Origin of the sequence: Delftia sp. PE138, from assembly GCF_018320755.1 — a bacterium.
Taxonomy (GTDB): Bacteria; Pseudomonadota; Gammaproteobacteria; order Burkholderiales; family Burkholderiaceae_C; genus Comamonas; species Comamonas tsuruhatensis.
The window spans coordinates 874,200-895,696 of record NZ_JABEPN010000001.1; the positions used below are offsets into that span (position 1 = coordinate 874,200).

The window sequence follows — 21,497 nt, forward strand, 5'->3', positions numbered from 1 at the left end:
TCACAAGAACAAGAGACATCCCAAAGGAGTGGTACCCATGCGCGTGAATTTGCCCGTCAGCCAGCTCAACTACGACTTTCCGGGCGATGAGCTGCTGGTATCCGTCACCAACACCAAGGGCGAGATCACCCATTGCAACCCTGCCTTCGTGCGGGTCAGCGGCTATACCTACGAGGAACTGATCGACCAGCCGCACAACCTCATCCGCCACCCGGACATGCCGGCCGCCGCCTTCAAGGACATGTGGCGCACCATCGCCCACGGCTACCCGTGGACTGCCCTGGTCAAGAACCGGCGCAAGAACGGCGACCACTACTGGGTGCGCGCCAACGTCACGCCCATCATGGAAGGCGGCCGGCCGCGCGGCTACCTGTCGGTGCGAACCAAGCCCCGGCCGGACGAGATCGAGGCCGCCGAAGCCCTCTATGCCCGCATGCGCGCCGAAGCCGATGCCGGCCAGGAAACCCTGCGACTGCGCGGCGGCGAACTGCGCCGCCTGGGCCTGGCCGGGCTGTGGGACCGCCGCAGCGACCTGGGCCTGACAGCCCGCATGGCACTGATGCTGGGCGGCGTGGGCCTGGCGGCCATGCTGCCCGACCTGCTGGGCTGGCAGGGCGCCGCAGCCTGGGGCACGCGCCTGGCCGCCTTGTTGGCGGGTGGCAGCTTTGTGCTGTGGCGCTTCCAGCAGCGCTGCGTGGCGGGCCTGGAGCAGGCCAGCGGCTTTGCCGCCGACATTGCCAGCTGCCAGCTGGGCACTGACATGCAGCACGACTACAGCGGCCCCATGGGCGCCCTGATGCAGCGGCTGCAGCAGATCCAGATCAACCTGCGCGCCGTGGTCGGCGACGTGCGCACCGAAATGCGCGGCTTTGCCACGACGGCCCACGAGATCGCCCAGGGCAGCTTCGACCTCGCGCAGCGCACAGAATCCCAGGCCACCAGCCTGCAGCAGACGGCGGCCTCGATGGAAGAGATATCGGGCACCGTCGCACAGACCGCCGACACGGCCCAGCTCATGGCCCATGAAAGCGACCAGAGCCGCCAGGTCGCCGGCAAGAGCGGCGCCGCCATCCAGGAAGTGGGCGCTGCCATGGAGCACATCCGCGGCTCCTCGCGCCGCATGGGCGAGATCATCGGCGTGATCGAGAGCATTGCCTTCCAGACCAACCTGCTGGCCCTGAATGCCGCCGTCGAAGCGGCACGCGCAGGCGAGCAGGGCCGCGGCTTTGCCGTCGTGGCCGGCGAAGTGCGGGCCCTCGCCCAGCGCAGCGCCTCGGCCGCCAAGGAAATCAGCGGCCTCATCAACCGCACCGTGGACGGCATCAACGATGGCAACGCCCGCATGGACGCCGCAGGCCGCACCATCGACGGCATGGTCGACGCCGTGGGCCGCGTCAGCGACTTGGTCCACCAGATCAGCATCGCCACGCGCGAACAATCCGTAGGCATCGCCCAGGTCAACGACGCCGTGGCCCAGCTCGACTCCGTCACCCAGCAAAACGCCGCCCTGGTAGAGCAATCGGCCGGCGCGGCGGGCTCGCTGCGCGCCAGCGCTCAGTCGCTGGAGCGGTCGCTGGAGGTGTTTACGTTGAGGTGAGGGGAAGGGCCGGTTGGAGGGGGTCTGCTTGGGGCAGGCCACAGTCAGGCCATGGGCTGTGACTGCCTTGAAATGCCGGGACAGTTCAGAAATCCCGGCTTTCGATAAAACAGAATTCGGTGCGGTTCGCGCCTGAGTCGGTTTTGAGGCGAGAGTCCGCGCTGACGATATGCAGCTCGTTGCCATAAGCATGCACGTAGTTGAAATCATTGCCGGATGCCACTACACCTGATTCTGTATCTATGCTTGTATGGACTGATTGGTCTTGCTGACTGATGCGGTGCACTAGGAGCTTCCTATCATTTACGCCAACCCAGGCAATGTCTTTGCCCACCTCTACCATCTTCCCAAAAATGGAAGCGATGTTCTGGCGTTGATGAAGCTTGGTTCTCCATAGAAATCCAAAATTCTCCGAACGTTTTTCTACATAGAGCTGCTCGCCGATCCAGTAGCTGATGGCCAGGCCTCCATCTTTGAGTGCAATGCCTGTGGTTGCAGTTGAATTCAAAGGGATTTCAATCAACAGATTTCCTGTGGCACCATAGACTCTCAGTGCCGATCCGATAGATTGCTGAGAGATTTTTTCTACGTAATAGTTGAGAATTCCGATGATGCGCCCCTGGCTTTCGAACAGCGCCGTTATCTCCCCTTGGCGATTACCTTGTATTTTTAGTGGCTTGCTTTTCTGTAGGTCATGGCTGAGATACTGTAGGGATGGCATATCTTTTTCTGTTATTCCTCCTATGAAATAGCCCTTGGCACTTGCGGCGATGCTGAGGACAAGTGTCATTTCGCTCAATGGTCTGGTGCGCGATACCATTGACAAGTCTTTCTTCAATTGCAGAATTGTCGAATCACCTTTGTGGCCCATGTGAATTAGTAATGGACGGTATTGGGTGGTTTCTGCAAATGACGGGAGAATATAGAGGCTGATCGGTGAATTTATTATCTCGGTGGATTTTTCTGAGCCACATCTCATCTCCTGGGTATATAGAGTTGGGGTGTTTTCAGATGAGTGTGTTCTTAATATTGACTTGACTAGATGCGAGGTGCCATTTCGTGAGATTAATTGTACATACGGAGGATGTGCTGGCTTTGTATTTGTAGTGGATAAATTTAACTTTGCGTACGCTTGAGTGATGCTGGTCGCAAAATATATGATCAATAATCGGAATATTTTCATGAAATATTCCGAATGGTTTGATGAATGATTGTCTGGCGTACGACATGTTGTGGAATGTGTTCTGGATTGTTCATGCATCGGCATAAAGTACAACATGAAAGAACACAGGCTTACGGGGTTTGCATCCATATCATCATGGATGGGCTGGAGTTTATTTTCCTGCATATGCCCCTTATTGAATGTTCTGAGTAATTGCTTCTGTCTAGCGCCACTTATAAGGTTCAGCGGTGATTTCCACTTTGTCATCTCGAAATATGACAATCATCTTCAATTGGGTATTTGGGCGGTCTGCTCGGACTTTTGAAATAAGCTCTGGAGTCAGTATGGGAGTCAGGTCCACACGCTGTACGTAATGGGGGTTGGTGGCCCAGAGTTTCTCATAAATTTCATCGCTTTTGCTCGAGTACTTTATTTCTTGCGGAGTGTTTTTTGACCAATCGAGAAATTCATTGCTATAAATAAACCACTCTATTTCTACAGATCTTGGTATTCCTCCTTGTGTATCTCCTGGCATAAAACTCATATGTGATCCTCCTCCTCCTGGGCCAAGTGGACCAGGAAATGGTCCTCGTCGTCCGTCAAAATCAAAACGCTTTGCTAATAATGAGCTTATTCCTTTGTTGTAAAAAGACAATGACAAGCCAATGCCTTGCTTTCTATTTGCGCAACTGGCTAATGGTAATAAAAATGATGAGGAAAAATAAACTATCGCAGTGCGACGGTTAGTCCATAATTTTCTTGTAGCCATTTTGCATATTCCCTTATATCTATATCTCCAGTAATAGCTGATACACCATCTCTATCAAATCCCGGCCTGTCTCTATATTTGATGAATTTTTGGCTCTCGGCGTGCGTCAGTCCTTCTATCTCTGCAACACGTCGATAGATACAATCACCTTTCTTTTCATTGTTCTTTTTTAAACAAAAAAGGCTGTCTTCTGGAATTCCGCCGGGAGGTGTAGTGCTTTTGTCGTGAAGAACGGGCTCGGTTACTGTGCCCCATTTTTTGTCACCAGCCTCCTCCCAGCTTCTCATTGCTAAACCACTCTCCTTTGCCTTCTCTGTAATCCAGTTCAGCGCCACATTGGACAAGTCGCCCGTCCCAAAGCTGCCGCCAATATCGGAATGGCTTCCAATAAAGCCTAACTGGATGCCTCGATCAATAGCTTCACCAGGGAATATTGAGCGATGCTCATTCAGCGCCACGGCCTGGAATACATGTTGAATTTCAGCAGGAATAGCGAGTTGCCATTCGTCATTGCTGGCTCCAAGGGCACCAAACTGTGCTACGGTATCCCACAGCCCCAGGAAACGCATTTCCACACAGTCGGATTTTTCCTTCCATCGACGCTCCTTGGTGCGAGTGATCACCCGGTTTGCAAAGTCCCTGGCCATGGCGGCACCACGGCTGAAACCTACAATATCTATACTTACTCTCTTTCCGTCCGCAAACTGATGAGACTCCATGTACTTATCCAGCTGTCCCAGCATGTAGTCCACACGTTCGCGGGCTGTGACACCCCTGGAATAGTCTCCCATTCGTGTGCGGATACCTTTATCCAAGTCATCACGGCCCACACCATTGATATGCAGGCGCGGTCCATTCGCTGTCTCGTCATACGCTAGAAAAAACTTGTAGACATTGGATAACGTGTCATTTCCGGGTGGTGGATTGGAATTACCTGTTCCATCAAACGCAAACAGAATTAACCCCTCCGGATCCACATACCGCAGCGGATTGCCCCGCACATAGCTGTAGGGATTGGGCCCATCCGGCGTGCCCAGCGGGTCGGGTGTGAGGTATTGGCCCCGGTCCGGGTCGTAGTAGCGGTGCAGGTTGTAGTGCAGCCCGGTTTCAGCATCGTGGTACTGGCCCGGCAGGCGCAGCGGCATTTCAAAGCCGGGCTCCGATGCCTTGGACAGCACCTGCTGCCGGCCAAACGCCGTGTAGCGGGCGCGCCAGATCAACTGGCCCTGCGTGTCGGTGGCCGCTTCCACGGCGCCCAGGTGGTTGGTGTGCAGCCAGGCCAGGCGTTCGCCGCCGCCCACCCAGCAGCCCGCGATGGTGCCCAGGTCCTGCACGATGCGCCCCAGCGTGCCGGCGCCATCCGCAGGCTTGCGGCCTTGGGGCGTGTCGATGACGGCCAGGGGCCACTGGCCCAGGTGGATGTACTGGCGCGTGATGCGGCCCTGGGCATCGAGTTCGGCGCTGAGTTGGCCAGATTCGTAGAGGTACGCCCGGCTGTCTCCTTGGGCCTTGCCGGTGTGTTTGGCAATGCGCTCGCCCCGGTGGTTGTAGCGGTAGCGGGCCAGCGGGGCGCCCTGTTCGCTGACCTGTTCCAGCCGTCCCAATGCGTCCCAGCGGTAGCTGTGCGGGCCTGCCTGCAGGGGCTGGCCGTTGGCGTTGTACTGGGTGCGCTGGATGGTTGTGTCTTTCTGGTCCGCTGCACGCTCGGCACTCCAGCGGTGGCTGCCTGGCAGGTAGGCGATGGCCCGCGTGCCCGCCTTCAGATTGCCGGAGGACACGTTCTGCTGGTCCAGGGTGCGCCTGCCGGCCTCGTCATAGTGGTAGCGGCTGGAGCGCAGTTCCTGGCCAGTGCGCTGGACCTGGACGATCAGGCGGTCGTGCATGTCGTAGGCATGGCTGTCCTGGTGCAAAGTCTGCGGGGCTTGGCTGTAGTGGTCCTGGCGCAGCAGCAGGTTGCCTTGGCTGTCCCACAGGTAGCGCATGTCCAGCAGGGCTTGGGGGTCGGTGGGCTGGCCCAGGGCTCCGGGCTGGTCGGGCGCCGGTTCGGCTGTCGTTTGCGCGGCAGTTGCTGCAGTGGCCTGTGCCTTGGCTTGCATGGGCTCGGCCGCATGGGCCGGGGTCAGGCCTAGCAGTTGCTCTGCAATGTCGGTGGGCCGGGCACCCAGCATCCAGTCATGGGATGTGCCAGAGGCAGTGCGTGTGTTGTTCTTGCCGGTCTGGCGGTAGACGATGCGCGCCAGCAGACCTTCGCGGCTGCGCTGATAGCGGGCCTCGATGCCGTTGCCTGCCTGCCAGCTGCGCAGTCCCACCAGGTCGCGCTCGAATCCGGTGGCAATGGTTTGCGCCGGGCTGAGCCAGCGCAGCCAGGGAGTGCGCACGCGCTGCCGCTGCAGGCCGGTGATCTGGCCATGGCCGTCGCGCAGGTAGTGCAGCCAGCTGCCGTCGGGAAGGCTGGCGGCGGAGAGTCTGCCGTGGCTGTCGTATTCGTAGTGGAGGGTGTGGTGCTGGCTGCTCTCCCCGCTTTCACCGTTTGCACCGCTTTCTTCATGGCGGGTGATGCGCTTGCGCACGCGCAGGCCCCTGTCGTTGTATTCGTAGGCCTCGCTTTGCTCGGGATGCTCCAGCGCCACCAGCCTGGGGCCCTGGTAGCGCCAGCGGGTGGTGGTGGTGCGTGGCCGCGCGCCATCTTGCGGCAGTTGCGTGATGGTTTGGCGCAGGATGCGGCCGCGCAGGTCGTATTCGTAGCGCGCCTGCTGGCCCAGGGCGTCGCGGCCCGAGACCAACCGGTCGGTGGCGTCGTAGCCGCGAATGCTCAGGCCGCTGTCGGGGCTGAGGGTGGCGACGCTGCGGCCGAAGTCGTCGTAGAACTGGCGTGCCTGCGGTGCAGTTTCAGTGCCGGCCTTGTCTGCGGCGGATGGCGGCTGCTCTGGCGCGCCGGGCTGGTAGGTCTGCACCTGGGCCATGAGGCGGCTGCCGTCATCGGCGCGGCCACCGTAGCGACCGGACTGCAGCAGGCGGCTTTCCGTGTCGTAGCGGTGCTGTGTGAAGCTGCCTCGGACATCGGCGCTCCACAGCAGGCGGCCCAGGGCGTCATGGTGCTGGCGGGTCTGGGCCGCATAGGCGGCATTGCCCGTCTTGTCCCCGTTGCCGGGCCAGCCGCCGGTGCCGGTTTCCGTGAGGTGGCCCAGCGCGTCGTAGCGCCAGCTTTGCTCTTGCAGCACGCTGGCGTCGGGGGCCAGGCTGCGCATGGCCACCAGTCGGGCCTGGGCGTCGTGGCGCAGTTCGGTGCGCCAGCCCGTTTCGTCCTCCTTGGCCGAGGGATCCCGGCTGTGCATCTGGATGATGCGCCCGGCCTGGTCATGCTCCAGCGCCACGGCGGTGCCATCGGGCTGCAGCACGCGCGTGACGTGGCTGCCGCTGCGGTCCCAGCGCAGCCGCGTGAGATCGTTCTGCGCCGGGCTTCCGTCGTCATAGCCTGCCAGCGAGGTGGGCAGCGGCCCGTCGATGTCCACCAGCACGCTGCGGCCGTTGATCTCGGTGTAGCGGTAGCGCGTGCTGCGTTCGATGGGCGTGGCGCCGTCCGCATTGCCTGCGGGCTGGCCCTGGGCATCCAATGGGCTGAAGCCCGTCTCGGTGATCTGCAGCGGCTGGCGGCTGCTGTTGTAGCGGATGCGGATCTGGTGTTCGCGCCCGGGCACGACGCTGGGCCGGGCAATGAGTTCGGGCGCGTATTGCTTCCAGGGGTCCTTGCCGTAGCCGTAGCGCACCTGCAGCTGCGGGGCCCGGGCTTGGCCTTGTGTGTAGGGAATGCGGTACACGGCCAGCGGGCGGCCGAAGGGGTCCAGCTCGGTGCGCGTGCCTTCCAGCGGGCGGCCTGCGGGATCGAGCCGCGTGGCTTCGGTCAGGCGCCCTTGCGCGTCGTACCGGTAGCGCATGTCGCCGGGGCCGCAGCTGGCGCAGCCCGGGCCGCGCACTTCAAGCAATCGCCATTGCCCGCCGATGGTGTCGTAGTGGTAGGTGGTTGTTTGCCCNAGGCTGTTGGTGAGGGTGTTCTTCCAGGGCTGGCTGAGGTCCAGGGTGACTTTTTCCTGCTGGCTGTCCGGCGGGCCGCGCACGCTCAAGATGGCGCGGCCGGTGTCGCCGTAGGCGTAGCTGGCGATGCGCTCGTCCATGGGCTTGCCGTCGCTGCCTTGGCCCTGGACGCTGATGCCGGTGAGCAAGGTGGGGTGGCGCGGCTCCTCATAGTGGTAGTGGCGCTGGACCGGGGCTTGGCCATCTGCCGACGGGAGGCTGACCTGCACGAGGCTGGCGTTCAGCTTGGCCTGGGGCTGGGTGCTGCCGGGCAACGGTGCGCTGCCGTGGCGGTAGCCGATGCGCCCCAGCGGGGTGTCGATGGCCTGCACGCCGGTGAAGCTGTCCTCGCCCGAAGATTGGGCGTAGTGCAGGCGCAGGCTGCGCCCCTGCGGGTCGGTGACCTTGAGCAGGCGGTTGCCCTTGGCGTTGTAGTCCAGGCGGACCTGTTCGCCCGAGGGCAGGCTGATGCGGGTCAGGCGCCCCCGGTGGTTGAAGCGCAGCTCGCGCCCGTCCATCCATTGCCAGGTGTAGTGCCGTTCCTGGCCGGGCTTGGTTTCCTTGGTGCCCTTTGTATCCGGGCCTTCGATGCGCACGATGCCGTTGCCCGGCTGCTCGCTGGCGCACAGGCTGGGGTGCTCGCGCAGCTTGCTGAAGATGATGCGGGTGCCGTCGGCCTGCACGATCTGCAGATTGGTGGGGTGGTCGTACAGGCGGGCCTCGTAGCTGAGCAGCCAGCCGCGGCCGAGCAGGCCTGGCGGCACGTAGGTCCGGCTGTAGCTGCTGTTGTAGTGGCGCACGACTTCCAGGCCGAGCACGCCTGGCAAGGCGGGCATGTCCACTTCGCGCTGGTATTTGTTGCCGTTGATGAGGTGGATGGGGTTGCCTGCGCCCTGGTTGGTACTGCTGGAGTTGCCCTGGGTGGCGGGGCCGGCGCCGCCGCAGGGGCTGCCGCCGGGCGTGGGGGCGCAGGTGCCGCCGCCCGAGCCGCCACCGCCACCGCCAAGGTCGATGCCGCCGCCCGTGCCGGGGGCGCAGCTTTGCACGGTGGGGTCGCATTTGCTGGAGCCGCCGCCCAGGTTGGGGGCGGCGGCTGCGGGGGAGGCCTGGGCCAGCAGTGAGGCGATGCACAGCAGGGCGCTGCCCAGCAGGGGGGTGAGATGGGGTCTATTCAACATCATGCGTCTCCCGTGCAGTTGGGGCAGTCAGCCCCTTTACAGTCGTTGTCGTTTCCATCTCCATTGCCTCCATCTCCATTTCCATCTCCTCCATCTCCGGTGCCATCGCCGCCGTCGTCTTCATCGCCCTCATCGCCCGGCCCCGGCGGCCCGACCGTGGTGCAGCCCACGGTTTCGCAATCGGGCGGTTCACCGGGTTCCGATGTATCGGGCTGGCCTGGGTCCTGCGGATTGCCCTTGTTGCCTGTGTCGGGGATGGATACCGTGGCATCGCTTTGCATGGCGTCGCTTTGCATGTGCAAGGTGGCCTGCGCGACGATGGGCAGTCGACCGTGCTGGATGAGTTCGGTGTGGAAGGGGTCGCTGCCGTCGTCCAGCCAGCGCAGGTAGTGCTGGTAGATGCCGCGCACCAGCGGGATCTTGAGTTCGTAGCCGTGGGTGACGCGGATCTTGAGCAGGTTGGCGTCCTGCACGCTCTGGCCCGACTTGCTGCCAATGTCTTTTTTGTCCCGGTGCGCCAGGCCGGCGTTGGGGATGGCGGGCACGCCATATTTCTCTTTCAGGTGGGGCTCGCTCCAGTCCTCGAAGCTCTCGCGCGTGGGGTTGATGAGGTCGATGCGCAGGTGGTCTTTAAGGTCGGCCTTGGCCTTGGCCTTGGCATCCGCCAGTTCGGTGCTGTTGCTGCCACCGCCATACAGCGGAACCATGGCGCGCAGATAGGCGTCACGGATATCGTCCATGCGCGCATGGGCCATGGTGCCCGCGCGGGCGGCCATGAAGCTGGCGTGATTGATCTGGTTCTTGTTGAAGAAAACCAGGCCGTACTGCAGCAGGGCCAGCCCCAGCAGGGTGATGATGGGGCCGACCACGGTGAACTCGACCATGGCGCTGCCGCGCTGGCGCGGCCTGCGGAATGAGGTGCTCTGGCGCATGAGGATGCCTGCAGGTTTGCGGCCGGCGGACGGGCTTGTATCCACCCGCTGGCCATGCTTCAGGGCCTGTTTGGGTGTGGCAGGGGGATGTGGATGGGCACGTCCGGTCCGGCCTTGTCCTTGCGCATCAGCATCAATTGCATGGTGCCCTGGGGGCCGGCGCCGAGGATGTGGATGATCTCGGCCTGCTTGCCGGTGATTTCGCCTTCGAGGCCATCGAGGGTGTAGTCCTGCCGGGTGAGGGGTGTGTCGGGCCGTGGAGCATCTGCGCGGACGTCGCTCGCAGGGCCTTCCAGCACGACGTTGATGCGTTGGCTGCGCGAGTCAGGGATCAACTGCGAGTTCACAAACGTCAGCTCTGGCACTTCCATCACTGTGCGCCTCTGGCTTTTGGGGTCTGTGTAGTCGATCTTTACGCCAGTGAGCTTGCCCGTGGCCGTATTGAATTCCGCCTCGTAGTTGACGCCGGTGTCCAGTATGTCGGTGGTGTACGGGTCCAGCCGTTGTGCCGTGCCGGCCAGCGTGCTGACACTGCCGATATAGGTCACGGTCGGCTCGCTCGGCGCCTGGCTCTGGTCGGTGAGCAGTCTGATGGCGGAAATCCAGTTGGTGTTTTCGCTGCGCATGTTGGGCATGCGGCCGACCATGCTGAGGTTCTGGCCTTCCGAGAAGGTGGTGCCCCAGATGCCTTCCTCGTGCTGGTCCGGTGGTCCTACGAGGAAGATGACGCCTGCATCGCCGCTGATGTTCTTGTAGTGGCTCTGGCCTGCCTCCGGGTAGTGCGTGACTTGCGGGTACTGCCTGCCCTGCACGATGAAGGTGTTGCGCCCTACCTGGAAGTCGCGCCTTGCCATGCCGTAGGAGCTGTAGATGAAACTGCTTTCGATGGCCTGGCCCGGCTGCTGGCTATAGGTGAGTGTGGTGTTGTGGATCACACCCATGCCGCTGAAATCGATCAACGACGTTTGTGCATCGGGATCGGTGATGAGTTTGATCAGGTCAGACTCCTCAATGGCCGATGAGGTGGGTTGCAGACAGCTGCCCGTGCTGCTGAGTTTGGTGCACAGCGGGCCTGAGGGGGCGATGAAGACGCCGGAACTGGCGGTGCCTCCGGGGCCTGGGTCTCCCGCGCCGCCTTCGTTGCCGGAGCCGCCACCGCAGGCGGTCAGGGCCAGACCAGCGGCGCAGGCCAGTAGCCAGGATGAAGGGTGTGTCAGCCGCATGTGCGTGGCACCGTGGTCTGTGGGAGAGGTGATGGATGGATGGTGCATGTCCGTCGGTTTTTCAATGCGTAGTGGAGGAAGGCCGGCAGGGCCGGCTGGCAATTCACTTTGGTGTGTTCTGGGCAATGCGTTGTGTGGGCACCTCCGCGGCGTTGCATTAGGAGTTGGACCCGTCAGGGGTGAAGGCGCAGACGTTCAGCGCAGCCCCGGCACCTTCGATGGGCCAGGGCTGCAACTGCATGCCCGACACCAGGCCCTGGCAGGCGATGGCACCTGCACGCATCTCCAGCACATGCCTGCTGCCGCGTTCGCCCCGGCTGAGGCGCCAGGGCGCAACGCCTGGACGCAGGCCGGTGATGCGGCCCTGCCGATCGAGGTAGACGATGTCGATGGCCTGCCGCATGAAGCAGGTGTGCACGCTGGTGCAGCGCGCGATGAGCAATGCGCAGCGGGCGGCGGGTTGGGCCTGGCCCATGAGGCCGGCAAGGCGCTGCCAGAAGCCGCAGGCCTGGCGCACCAGGAAGGGGGAGGGCGGCATCTGCATCACAGTCCCGAGTTCAGCAGCTTCATCGCTATGGGGAACAGCAAGACGATGAAGGTGCAGGGAAAGATGAAGGCGATCAGCGGAAACAGCATCTTCACGGGCGCTTCCATCGCGAGTTTTTCCGCGCGCATGAAGCGTTCGGAGCGGCGCTGATCGGCCTGTGCCCGCAGCACGGGGCCGAGGTTCATGCCCATGCTCTCTGCCTGGATCACGGCGGAGGTGAAGTTGGCGACGCTCGGTTCGTTCAGGCGCTCGGCCATGCCGCGCAGTGCTTCGGCACGCGCCTTGCCGGCGCGTATATCGCGCAGCACGCGCTGGAATTCGTCGCGCACCAGTCCCTGGGGGCCTTTGGCCACGGCCTGGGTCATGGCGCCCTGCATGTTCAGGCCGGCTTCCACGCACAGCGTGATGATGTCCAGGAAGAAGGGCAGCATGCGCAGCAGTTCGCGCCGGCGCACGGCGATGCGATCCCTGAGCCAGATGGCGGGGTAGGCCCAGCCCAGCAGTGCGCCTGCGGCCATGGCCTGCAGATAGATGGGCAGGGCGATGTGGCGTACACCGCCATCGGCGCCCCGGGGCAGGCCGTCGAAGCTGGAGACCAGCCACCAGGCCGCCAGCGCGGCCACCCCGGCGCCGACGATGCGGCTGGCGATGAACTGCGCAGGACTGAGCGCGTAGTCCAGTCCCGCCTGTCGCAGCCGCAGTTGCACGGCTTGCGCGGTTCTGCCCGTTCCGAGCCGGGGCGACAGGTGGTGGCTGGTCCACTGGATGGGCCACCAGACCATGCGCAGTGCCAGTGGCGGCGGATCCTTGTAGCTGCGGTCCTCGGCGGGAACGCTGCTCATCGAGTGGCCCAGGAGCCAGGCCACCAGGGCAGCACTGAGTCCGGCTGCCACAGCGATCAGGGCGAGTATCACGGTGTTGGAGTCCATGGCGCGGCCTTCAGACGTCGATGGCGACGATCTTTCGGATGACATAGATGCCCATGGCCTCGAAGCAGGCGATCACGGCCAGCGCCCCCCAGCCCACGCGGGAGTGCCAGAGCATGGACATGGCTTCAGGCTCCATCCGGTCGAGGATGAGCATGAGGACGAGGGGCAGGGCGCCAACGACCCAGGCCTGCAGTTTTCCCTGGGCGGTGAGGGAGCCGATCTTGGCTTCCATTTGCAGCCGGCTGCGCACCGTGGAGGCCGTGCGTTCCATGGTCTCGGCCAGGCCGCCTCCGGTTTCGCTGGCGATGCGCATGGCCGAGGTGATGAGCACGGTGCTTTGGGTGGGCACGCGCAGGCTCAGGTGATTGAGTGCCTGTTCCAGGGATACGCCCAGGCGCTGCTCGCGCAGCATCAGCGAGAACTCCTGGCTCAGCGGCGGGCGGGACTCGGCCACAAGCTGGGCGATGGCGCTGCTCAGGCCAATGCCGGCGCGCAGGCCGCCGCTGAGCATCATCAGCGCATCGGGCAACTGCTCTTCAAACTTGCGCAGCCGGCGCTTGCGCATGTGCCGGTACAGCAGCCGGGGCAGCAGCCCCAGCGCGAAGAAGGCGGGCACAGCCAGCAGATGGCTGCCGCTGACCAGCCACACCAGGACGCCGCCCAGCGACATGACTGCCAGGTTGGCCAGGAAGAGTTTGCGCGGGTCGATGAAGAGGAAGAATTCCGCGGCCTGAAAGCCGGCGCGCTCCGTGAAGCCGGCCCGGTAGCGCCTGAGCGTGGAGCCTCCCAGGTCCAAGGCCAGCCATGTCAGCAGACCGACGCAGAGGGCGACCACGGCCGTGATCAGGGCCAGGACGGTGTCTGGCGAGAGCCCGCTCATGGCCGCTCTCCGGCATGCAGGTCCGCGCTCTCGGAGCCCGGACGGAAGATATCCAGGTCCAGCGCATGGCCGCTGGCGCGCAGTTCGTCGTAGAAGTGGGGAACGACATCGCAGCCGGTGAACAGGCCCTGCACCTTGGCCAGGCCGTTGGCCTGGGCGGCGTAGCCTTTGTTGGCAAAGCGGAACAGCTCCTGCAGCTGGATCTTTCCGCTTTCCATGCCGCTGACTTCGCAGATGTGGGTGACCAGGCGTGTGCCGCAGGCAAAGCGGGTCTGCTGCACGATGATGTCCACGGCGCTGGCGATCTGCTCGCGTATGGCCGCCAAGGGCAGTTCCATGCCGGCCATCAGCACCATGGTCTCCAGCCGGGCGAGCCCGTCTCGCGGGGTGTTGGCGTGCAGCGTGGTCAGAGATCCCTCATGGCCCGTGTTCATGGCCTGGAGCATGTCCAGCGCCTCGGCGCCGCGGCATTCGCCGACCACGATGCGGTCCGGGCGCATGCGCAGGGTGTTGCGCACCAGTTCTCGGATGGGCACGCCGCCCTTGCCTTCGACATTCGCGGGGCGCGACTCCAGGCTGATCAGGTGCTCGTGGGCCAGCTTGAGTTCGGCGGCGTCCTCGACGGTGATCACGCGTTCGCCGGACGGGATGAAGTTGGACAGGATGTTGAGCAGCGTGGTCTTGCCAGACCCCGTGCCGCCCGAGACGATGATGTTCTTGCGGGCCTCCACGCAGATGCGCAGAAAGTCGGCCATGGCCGGGCTGAGCGCGCCGAACTGCACAAGGTCGGCGGCATTGAGCTTGCGCCTGGCGAACTTGCGGATGGTCAGCGTGGAGCCCTTGAGCGCCAGCGGCGCGATGATGGCGTTGACGCGCGAGCCGTCCTTGAGCCGTGCATCGACCATGGGCGAGGATTCGTCGATGCGCCGGCCCAGCGGTGCCACGATGCGCTCGATCACGCCCATGACGGCGCGATCGCTGGTGAAGCTCAGGGCATGCTTTTGCAGGCGCCCCGCGCGCTCGACATAGATTTCGTCGAAGCGGTTGACCATGATTTCGCTGACCGTTTCGTCGGCCAGCAATTCCTCCAGCGGCCCCAGTCCCACGGCCTCGTCCAGAACCTGCCTGCGCAGCGCGTTGCGGTCCAGCTGGGCCGGTATCTCGTCGTCCATGTCCTGCAGCGTTCTGGCGATGAGCCGGTCCGCCTCGGCGCGCAGGTGTTCGTCGGACATGCTGGAGACGTCATGGCGGCGCAGGTCCATGGTGTCGATGAGCTTGGTGTGCAGGCGCTTGCGCCATTCGAATTGCAGCGCCTGCAAGTGGGCGTCCCCGGGCTCGGCTGCCGCAGGCTCGGGCGCGTCGGCAGGCGCTGCCAGCGGCGTGTCCTGTGTGCTCTGCATGGGCGCTGTGGTGGCGGCATGCGCTGCGGCCGGTACAGGAAAAGCCGCGGCTTGCGGCTCTTCACCGCTGTTCAGGATGCGCAACTGGAACGGGCCAATGCCGATGAGGTCGCCGTTTTGCAGCGGGCCGTATTGGGCGGTGATGCGCTGACCGTTGACCAGCACGCCGCCGAAGCTGCCTGCGTCGTCGATCAGCACGCCCGAGGGGCTGGTGAAAAGGCGTGCATGCTCCTTGGCAAGGCGCCAGTTGTCCAGGCGGACTTCGCACTGGGAGCCTTTGCCGATGGAGCACATATCGGGCACGCTCAACGGCTGGCGCCGGCCGTCGGGGTGGATGATTTCAAGGTCGATCATTGGGGGCTGCCGGTTGCGGAGGTCAGGGGTGAAAGCCACTGGGTCTCGGCCCAGCCCAGCCGGTCATCAATGCGCACGGCCGAGAACTGGGCCTGCGGGGCCTGGGGCAGCACTTGCAGCAGGCTGCCTGCAGGCAGGCTTTGGAGGACTGGGGCGTTGATGTCGGGGGACACGCGCCTGAGGGGAGACAAAGGCGATTGCTCTGAGTCCAGGGTGAGCTGCTACGGCTTCAGCTGCGCAAGATCGACCTGTACAGGTCGGTTTCGACGTCCGGTCTTGCCATCGCCCAACTGACCGGAGTAGTTCAGACCCCAGGCCCATAGGCGACCTTGCTCATCGAGCGCCAAAGTGTGGTAGCTGCCTGCTGCAAACGCAACGACCTTGCTGCCATCCAACGGTGCAAGGTCCACCTGCACGGGCCGGTTTCGAGCTACGGTCGTGCCATCCCCCAACGTACCGTCGTGGTTATAACCCCAGGCCCATAGACGACCTCGCTCATCGAGCGCCAAAGTGTGGAAGGTGCCTGCTGCAAGCGCCACGACCTTGCTGCCGTCCAGCGGTGCAAGGTCCACCTGCACGGGCCGGTTTCGATCTATGGTCGTGCCATCGCCCAACTGACCGTAGGAGTTCTCACCCCAGGCCCATAGACGGCCTTGCTCATCGCGCGCTAGGGTGTGGGAGCCGCCTGCAGCAACTTCCACGACTTTGCTGCCATCCAGCGGCGCAAGGTCCACCTGCACGGGCCGGTTTCGATAGGCGTTCGTGCCATCGCCCAGTTGGCCGTAGGAGTTCAGACCCCAGACCCATAGACGGCCTTGCTCATCGTTCGCCACAATATGGTCGGCGCCTGCTGCAAGCACCACGACCTTGCTGCCGTCCAGTGGTGCAAGGCCCACCTGCACGGGCCGGTTTCGATCTATGGTCGTGCCATCGCCCAATTGACCACCGGAGTTCCAGCCCCAAGCCCATAGACGGCCTTGCTCATCGAGCGCTAGAGTGAAGTTGTCGCCTGCAGCAACTGCCACGACCTCGTTGCCATCTAGCGGTGCAAGGTCCACCTGCACCGGTCGGTTTCGATCGATGCTCGTGCCATCGCCCAACTGACCGGCGTAGTTCCTACCCCAGGCCCATAGACGGCTTCGGTTATCGAGCGCCAGAGTGTGGTTGCTGCGTGTAGCAAGCGCCACGACCTTGCTGCCGTCCAGCGGTGCGATGTCCATCTGCACGGGCCGGTTTCGCTCAGTGCTCGTGCCATCGCCCAACTGACCGAGGTTGTTCCCACCCCAGACCCATAGCACACCTTCACCATTCAGGATCAAAGAATGCGTTTCCCCCGCTACCAGCCTGCTGCCCTGGCCTGCGTCACCACAGAAAAGCGACTTTTCGCCCAGCAAGCGCGATGCAAACCCCGACAGTGGGTCCACGGCCCACAGTTGTACGGCACCATGGCGCGCCCAGGCATTGCCCAATTTCGCCCAGGCAGGGTCGGGCGTTTCGCACTGCACATCCACCGAAACCTCCAGACCGTCTATTGCCGCCAAGCTTTGCTTCAAGGCACCGGCACTGCCTGCGCTAAAGAAAGCCGAAGCGTCGCGTGGCGGTCGAATCGTCAGCATGAACTGGCCCTTGCCCCTTTGGTGCGCCACCTGGTACGCCTGCCGAAAGCCTCTGCCGGGGTAATCCGGGAGGCTGGCTCTTGCGCCCATGGACGACAGCACATACATCGGTAGATCCACACCGGGGGTCACCAGCTTGTCGGCCATGGCGTTCAGATCTGCGGTATTGGCGTAGTAATGCTTGATCAGTTCGATGGAGCCGGACAGGCCCACATCGTGGATGCAGGCTTCGCGGTAGTAGCCCTTCAAGCCCGCGCAAGCAATTTCGCCCGATGTGCGTTGCTTGTCGCTCAACACCACGGCCTTCTCTGGGAAGCTTGGCTGGGCCATGCAGCCGCTGCCAAACAAGCACTCCTGCGGCTTGACCAGCCAGTCGCCGCCAAACAGCGCATACAGCGCCGTCCAGCTCAAGGTGCTGCCATGCGCCAGCACCTCGCCATTGCGGCGGATAAGGTCGTTGCCGGGGCTGCCGTCGTTGTTGCCCAGCATGCCCCGGGCCGCGCCCTGCGCCGCCGCCGGCCGGATGATCTGAACCTCCATCAGCGAAAAGCTGTCTGCCTTGGCTGTGCCTTGTTCAAAATACGGCGTCGATAGCTTGACCGCATATTCCGCAAACGGGCCATTCTGCGGCCACAGCACCGTGACGGCGCGGGGCACCCAATAGGCACCGCCGCCACGTCCGGCAAAATCATCAAAATAGACCAGTCCGCCAGACGGCAGGTTTTGCACCCGTGTGCGGCGCAATCCGTTCCAAAAGCCGTCGTCGCTCAGGCTTGCCAACAGCTGCCCATTGACATGCAGCTCCAGCGTGTTGACATATCCGGCCCACTCCATTCCCGCTGGAGCGAACGGAACTGCCCGCACTTCCACCACATCATTGCCCACCTGCATGGCTGCCGCCTGCGGCCATGAAACGTCGTAGCCAGGCAAAAAACGGGACTGTACTTCAAACCCATGCACTGGCTCTTCATCGGCATCGTGCACGCGCGCCAGGATGTAGTCGCCGCTGGCCACATAGTCGTAGGCAAGGCCGTCGGCCGTCACCAAATGGGGCGAGGCCCAGGTGCGGTCGCAGTCCTTGCTGCCCGGCTCGCAGTTGCATACCAAGGTGTTCGGCTGCTCATCCGCCACCTTGCCGCCTACCGATAGCTGTATCTTGCCTTGGGTTACGCCGCGCGCGGTGCATGCCGCGCTGGCGCTAAAGCTTTGGCGGCCGCCACCGGGCAGCGTGAGCACGGCTGGCGCCGGCCGCAGCGGCGAGCCGGCCAGGCTTGCATTGACGCTTGCCGGTCCCTGGGTGCCAGCTGTGCCCGTGGCGCTGGCCGTATCGCCCACATAGGCCGATGCCATCACCGGCGACACCCAGGTGGCCTTGCAGAAATCAGCATTCCTTTCGGCCTTGCCGCAAAACAGGCCGCCCTTGCAGGCCACCAGCGGCGTGCTGATGGTGCCGCCCCGGGTATCGCATTCGTCCAGTTCGTAGGTGATGTTGCCGGTGGGGTCGTTGTATACCGAGCTGTTCTGCAGGCTGGCATAGCCCGCAGTGCTGCCGGCAAAAATGGATTTCAGCACCGACGGCAGCGTCAGTTCTTTGAATGACACCGAGCCTGTGCCGTCGCCTGCATCCTTTACCTCCTGGATGGCATAGTTAGCCTCTACTTTGCTATCGATGAGCTTGAGGGAAACGCCTGCGCCCACCTCGGCCTTCAGCCCCAGGAAGCTCAAAAAATCCACAAAACCTGATGATGCCAGCACGCTGACCTCGGGCTTGAGGCTGAACGATGCATTCGACGCATCGCTCCACTGCTTGACCGCCGCCGCATTGCGGTTGTCCACCGCCGTGCCCATGCCCAGTTCGGCCTTGGCCTCCAGGCTCACCACCTGAAAGGTGCCGCCAAAGAGGGAGAAAGGCTCAAGTTTGAGCGCCACGCCCACGCCCACACCGCTGCCCAGACCTACGTCCAGCCCCCAGGGCGCGCCGTCCAGTCCCTTGCCGCTGGCGGCGTCACCGCCGCTCATCTGCACTTGGGGCGATGCCATGCCGCCGCGATAGCTCACTTGGCCCGTTTGGCTGAAAAACACCGCCACCCCGGTGTCGGACTTGGGCGTCAGCCCGATCTTGGCCTCGCCATAGGGGCCGGCTTCGAGCTTAATCCCCACCAGCGACGCCAGACGCGCCAGTGGCAGCCCCGTGGATAGCGAGGAGACAATATCTGTTGCGCCATCGATCTTGGCCGAGCATTCCACCTTGGTACCGTTGGCCGCGACGGTGTATTCGATGCCCACGTCAACCTGCGGCGAAATCTGCAATATGGGGGTGAACGTCAGGCTCATGCTGCCGCTGGCATTGCAGCTGGGGGCCACGCTGATCTTGGCTTGCGCCAGTACATTGCCGTCCTGCCAGGCCTCTCGGGCCTTGATGCCGCTGCGCTCCTCGGGGCCAAAGTATTCCAGTTCGGGTTCGCTCATGTCCCCTGGGGCCTGCTGCGACGGCCCCTGGCGGTAGGTGACAAACTCGGGCATGACCCCTTCCCTCACCAGCGGGTCCCCCGGCAGCAGTTCATAGGTGGCGGCCAGGTCAAAGTCCAGAATGGCCAGTTGCTGTCCGCCACTGCCCTCCACCACGCGCAGCACCCTGCCGCCGTAGGGGTAGCTGCCTCCTTCGGGGTGCGGAATGCGTGCATCCACCAGCTGGCCTTCGGCCAGGCCGGCGCCCGCCACTACCAGCGGCTTGAGCAGGACTGCGCCCGGCAGCGCGGCATAGGCTTGGCGCAGGTGCTCGGCAATCTCGGGCATGCTGAAGGCGCTGCCTGGACTGGGCTGTATGCCTTCGCTGAAACGGGCCGGGTAGAGGATGCGGCCCACCTCGATCGGCCGTACGCCCGCACGCCTGGGCCATACCTCAACCACCAACGGCACGCTCCAGCGCTCGGCAATGGCGTTTTGCCCCTTGTCGCCCAGGTCGGGACGAATGCCGATGAGCAGGCGCCCCTTTTGCATGCCGGCTGGCACGCCGATACGCAAGCGGCCGGGGTTGGCGTCGTCCCAGCGCAGGTAGTCTTTGTGGGTATGCGCGGGCACGTAGTCAACCGTGCCGCTGCTTTGTTGCACACGCAGCTCAAAGCGCAGCCGCGCCTGATCGGCCTTGCGCAACGGGCCCAGGCTTTGGCCTGCCGGGTCGATTCTGGCAAGCTCGACCGCATAGCTGCCGCCCGGCTCGGCCACGATAAAACTGGTGCTGATCTGCGTTTTGTGCCAGCGGGGTTCGGGATCGACGGCCGCCAGTACCAGGCTGTGATTTCGCCGCAGGCGCTGACTGCGCGCGGCGCTGCCGGGGGTTTTGTCGGTCTTGAAGGATTGTTCGAGTTGCTCGGGCGTGCTGGGGGGCAGGCGCGAGTCTCCGTCGGCCAGCGCTTGGGCGCGGTCGGCAAAATCGTCAGGACCTTGCGGGTTATCGATAAAGCCACCGCTGCCACCACCGCCGCCGCCTCCTCCGGTGCCACCGCCGCCACCACCACTAGTGGTGTGTGTCACCTCCACGGCGCAACTCGCCTCGTTCTGCAGCCGCAGGCCTGGCTTGCAGATGGTCGTGGTGATGCTGTATTCGTTGGCACTGTCATCGCCCAGGCCAATGCTTCTCAGCACCACGGGATGGCCTGTTTTGTTGCGTACCAGCACGCTGTTATTCTGACCTGGCTGTATCTGCAGCATTGCGGGGCTGCGGCGCAGATCGAGCGTTTGCTGCGGAAGCTGCGCGCGCACCGTATCCATGCCCAACAACCCGGCAGCCACCGCCAAGGCGGCCATGCACGGCAAGGCGCCTGAACCGCGCAGCTTGCCCATGCGGGCCAGAACCAGTGCCAGCAGCATCACGCCCAAGGCTAAAAACAGGTGCGACGGCCCCAGAGGCACGGCCACCGGGGCGGGGCCAAAGGTGACGATGACCTGGGGTGGCAAGACCTGCGCCAGGGCCGAGCCGGGCGCGCTGACCGCCAGCGCAGCCACTGTCCCGGACAAGGCGGGGCTCCAGGCCGGGCGGGGGGTGGCGTGGGCAGCATTCATGGAAGTACCTTTCTTGAAACTCGTGACCATTCGCGGTCAGCCACCACCGTCAACTGCCGGGATTGGCCCAGGCACCGGCGTGCCTGCAAGATCGCGTTTTGCAAGTACATGGGCGCATCCAGCAGGTTCTGGGCCTGCTGCATGGTCTGTTTGTTGATCTCTACGGCTGAGACGGTTGCCTGGACCAGCGGCGGCGCCATTTCGGCCATTGGCTGGATGCACTGGCCCGCATGCTGTACGGTGGCGTTGCACATGAGTGCATACACGAGGCCATAGCGGGAAGCCGCGCCAATCGCAGAAAACGTGGAAAAGGGAAAACGCAATTCAGGCCGAAGCGGGCACCAGGGCGTTGGTTGGCGGTTCTTCCGAATTGCGCATGCGCAGGGAATAAGCCGTGCCCAGGCGCAGCGCCTTGACCTGGGCGTCAGCGCACTGCGTCAAGACGCTGAATGAAAGCGATGCATGGATGGTCTCTCCCTCAAGGTTGGCGGTGGACTGCCGCTTTGGCGCTGCGCGCCAGGACAGTTCTGCGTGGGGCATTGGCAGGAAAAAGGCACCTGCCTATGCCTGACTTTCAGGCGGCGATTCATTGCTGCCTGAAGTTATTTCTTGTGCCGCCAAGCCTATGAACTTTTTTTTCGCTTGTCTCTAAGACAACTCCTGACGATGTTTCTGAATGCATCGACGGAGATTTTTGCTGCCATTTCAATAGCAAGCTATTTAGTGAATTCCGTGTTTTCGACGATCCATCCGTGGCAGATAAATCGAGGCGAAATA

General features: G+C 63.2%; 13 protein-coding genes. 1 reads left to right on the forward strand and 12 read right to left on the reverse strand.

The window, feature by feature from the left end:
- The first annotated feature begins 37 nt into the window (after positions 1-37).
- Entirely contained in the window at positions 38-1,597 is a 1,560-nt protein-coding gene (locus tag HFGMBDPB_RS03955; protein ID WP_046239606.1) for a methyl-accepting chemotaxis protein, read from the forward strand.
- Positions 1,598-1,682: 85 nt separating this feature from the next.
- Here the strand turns inward: HFGMBDPB_RS03955 and HFGMBDPB_RS03960 are convergent, their stop codons facing one another.
- The 12 genes from HFGMBDPB_RS03960 to HFGMBDPB_RS04015 form a co-directional block, all read right to left on the reverse strand.
- Entirely contained in the window at positions 1,683-2,417 is a 735-nt protein-coding gene (locus HFGMBDPB_RS03960; protein WP_212644963.1) for a hypothetical protein, read from the reverse strand.
- A 565-nt stretch (positions 2,418-2,982) separates the two neighbouring features.
- Positions 2,983-3,528 (reverse strand): hypothetical protein, encoded by a 546-nt coding sequence (locus tag HFGMBDPB_RS29620; protein WP_249343339.1) that lies wholly within the window; start codon positions 3,526-3,528, stop codon positions 2,983-2,985.
- Positions 3,486-8,780, reverse strand: a complete 5,295-nt coding sequence (locus HFGMBDPB_RS03970) for an RHS repeat-associated core domain-containing protein (RefSeq protein WP_283248010.1) — start codon at positions 8,778-8,780, stop codon at positions 3,486-3,488. Before HFGMBDPB_RS03970 ends, HFGMBDPB_RS29620 begins: the two co-directional genes overlap by 43 nt.
- Entirely contained in the window at positions 8,777-9,709 is a 933-nt protein-coding gene (locus tag HFGMBDPB_RS03975; RefSeq protein ID WP_151019794.1) for a TadE/TadG family type IV pilus assembly protein, read from the reverse strand. The genes HFGMBDPB_RS03970 and HFGMBDPB_RS03975 overlap by 4 nt, the downstream gene beginning before the upstream one ends.
- Positions 9,710-9,768: 59 nt before the next feature.
- On the reverse strand, positions 9,769-10,980 hold the full coding sequence (locus HFGMBDPB_RS03980) for a hypothetical protein (RefSeq protein WP_249343340.1): 1,212 nt from the start codon (positions 10,978-10,980) through the stop codon (positions 9,769-9,771).
- A gap of 109 nt (positions 10,981-11,089) precedes the next feature.
- On the reverse strand, positions 11,090-11,470 hold the full coding sequence (locus HFGMBDPB_RS03985; RefSeq protein WP_223275333.1) for a DUF192 domain-containing protein: 381 nt from the start codon (positions 11,468-11,470) through the stop codon (positions 11,090-11,092).
- A gap of 5 nt (positions 11,471-11,475) precedes the next feature.
- Positions 11,476-12,408, reverse strand: a complete 933-nt coding sequence (locus tag HFGMBDPB_RS03990) for a type II secretion system F family protein (protein WP_017407675.1) — start codon at positions 12,406-12,408, stop codon at positions 11,476-11,478.
- A 10-nt stretch (positions 12,409-12,418) separates the two neighbouring features.
- A complete protein-coding gene (locus HFGMBDPB_RS03995; protein WP_016451158.1) occupies positions 12,419-13,288 on the reverse strand; it encodes a type II secretion system F family protein in 870 nt (289 codons plus the stop codon).
- Positions 13,285-15,042 (reverse strand): TadA family conjugal transfer-associated ATPase, encoded by a 1,758-nt coding sequence (locus tag HFGMBDPB_RS04000; RefSeq protein WP_212644964.1) that lies wholly within the window; start codon positions 15,040-15,042, stop codon positions 13,285-13,287. The genes HFGMBDPB_RS03995 and HFGMBDPB_RS04000 overlap by 4 nt, the downstream gene beginning before the upstream one ends.
- Positions 15,039-15,233 (reverse strand): SH3 domain-containing protein, encoded by a 195-nt coding sequence (locus HFGMBDPB_RS04005; protein WP_249343341.1) that lies wholly within the window; start codon positions 15,231-15,233, stop codon positions 15,039-15,041. The genes HFGMBDPB_RS04000 and HFGMBDPB_RS04005 overlap by 4 nt, the downstream gene beginning before the upstream one ends.
- A gap of 30 nt (positions 15,234-15,263) precedes the next feature.
- Positions 15,264-20,720 (reverse strand): RCC1 domain-containing protein, encoded by a 5,457-nt coding sequence (locus HFGMBDPB_RS04010; RefSeq protein ID WP_212644965.1) that lies wholly within the window; start codon positions 20,718-20,720, stop codon positions 15,264-15,266.
- Entirely contained in the window at positions 20,717-20,974 is a 258-nt protein-coding gene (locus tag HFGMBDPB_RS04015) for a hypothetical protein (protein ID WP_047469956.1), read from the reverse strand. The genes HFGMBDPB_RS04010 and HFGMBDPB_RS04015 overlap by 4 nt, the downstream gene beginning before the upstream one ends.
- Positions 20,975-21,497 lie beyond the last annotated feature (523 nt).

What these genes read in the sequence shown, in the direction of transcription:
- HFGMBDPB_RS03955 (WP_046239606.1), top strand. Translation starts at nt 38, where the DNA reads ATGCGCGTGAATTTGCCCGTCAGCCAGCTCAACTACGACTTTCCGGGC.
- HFGMBDPB_RS03960 (WP_212644963.1), bottom strand. Translation starts at nt 2,417, where the DNA reads ATGGTATCGCGCACCAGACCATTGAGCGAAATGACACTTGTCCTCAGC.
- HFGMBDPB_RS29620 (WP_249343339.1), bottom strand. Translation starts at nt 3,528, where the DNA reads ATGGCTACAAGAAAATTATGGACTAACCGTCGCACTGCGATAGTTTAT.
- HFGMBDPB_RS03975 (WP_151019794.1), bottom strand. Translation starts at nt 9,709, where the DNA reads ATGCGCCAGAGCACCTCATTCCGCAGGCCGCGCCAGCGCGGCAGCGCC.
- HFGMBDPB_RS03980 (WP_249343340.1), bottom strand. Translation starts at nt 10,980, where the DNA reads ATGCACCATCCATCCATCACCTCTCCCACAGACCACGGTGCCACGCAC.
- HFGMBDPB_RS03985 (WP_223275333.1), bottom strand. Translation starts at nt 11,470, where the DNA reads ATGCCGCCCTCCCCCTTCCTGGTGCGCCAGGCCTGCGGCTTCTGGCAG.
- HFGMBDPB_RS03990 (WP_017407675.1), bottom strand. Translation starts at nt 12,408, where the DNA reads ATGGACTCCAACACCGTGATACTCGCCCTGATCGCTGTGGCAGCCGGA.
- HFGMBDPB_RS03995 (WP_016451158.1), bottom strand. Translation starts at nt 13,288, where the DNA reads ATGAGCGGGCTCTCGCCAGACACCGTCCTGGCCCTGATCACGGCCGTG.
- HFGMBDPB_RS04000 (WP_212644964.1), bottom strand. Translation starts at nt 15,042, where the DNA reads ATGATCGACCTTGAAATCATCCACCCCGACGGCCGGCGCCAGCCGTTG.
- HFGMBDPB_RS04010 (WP_212644965.1), bottom strand. Translation starts at nt 20,720, where the DNA reads ATGAATGCTGCCCACGCCACCCCCCGCCCGGCCTGGAGCCCCGCCTTG.
- HFGMBDPB_RS04015 (WP_047469956.1), bottom strand. Translation starts at nt 20,974, where the DNA reads ATGTGCAACGCCACCGTACAGCATGCGGGCCAGTGCATCCAGCCAATG.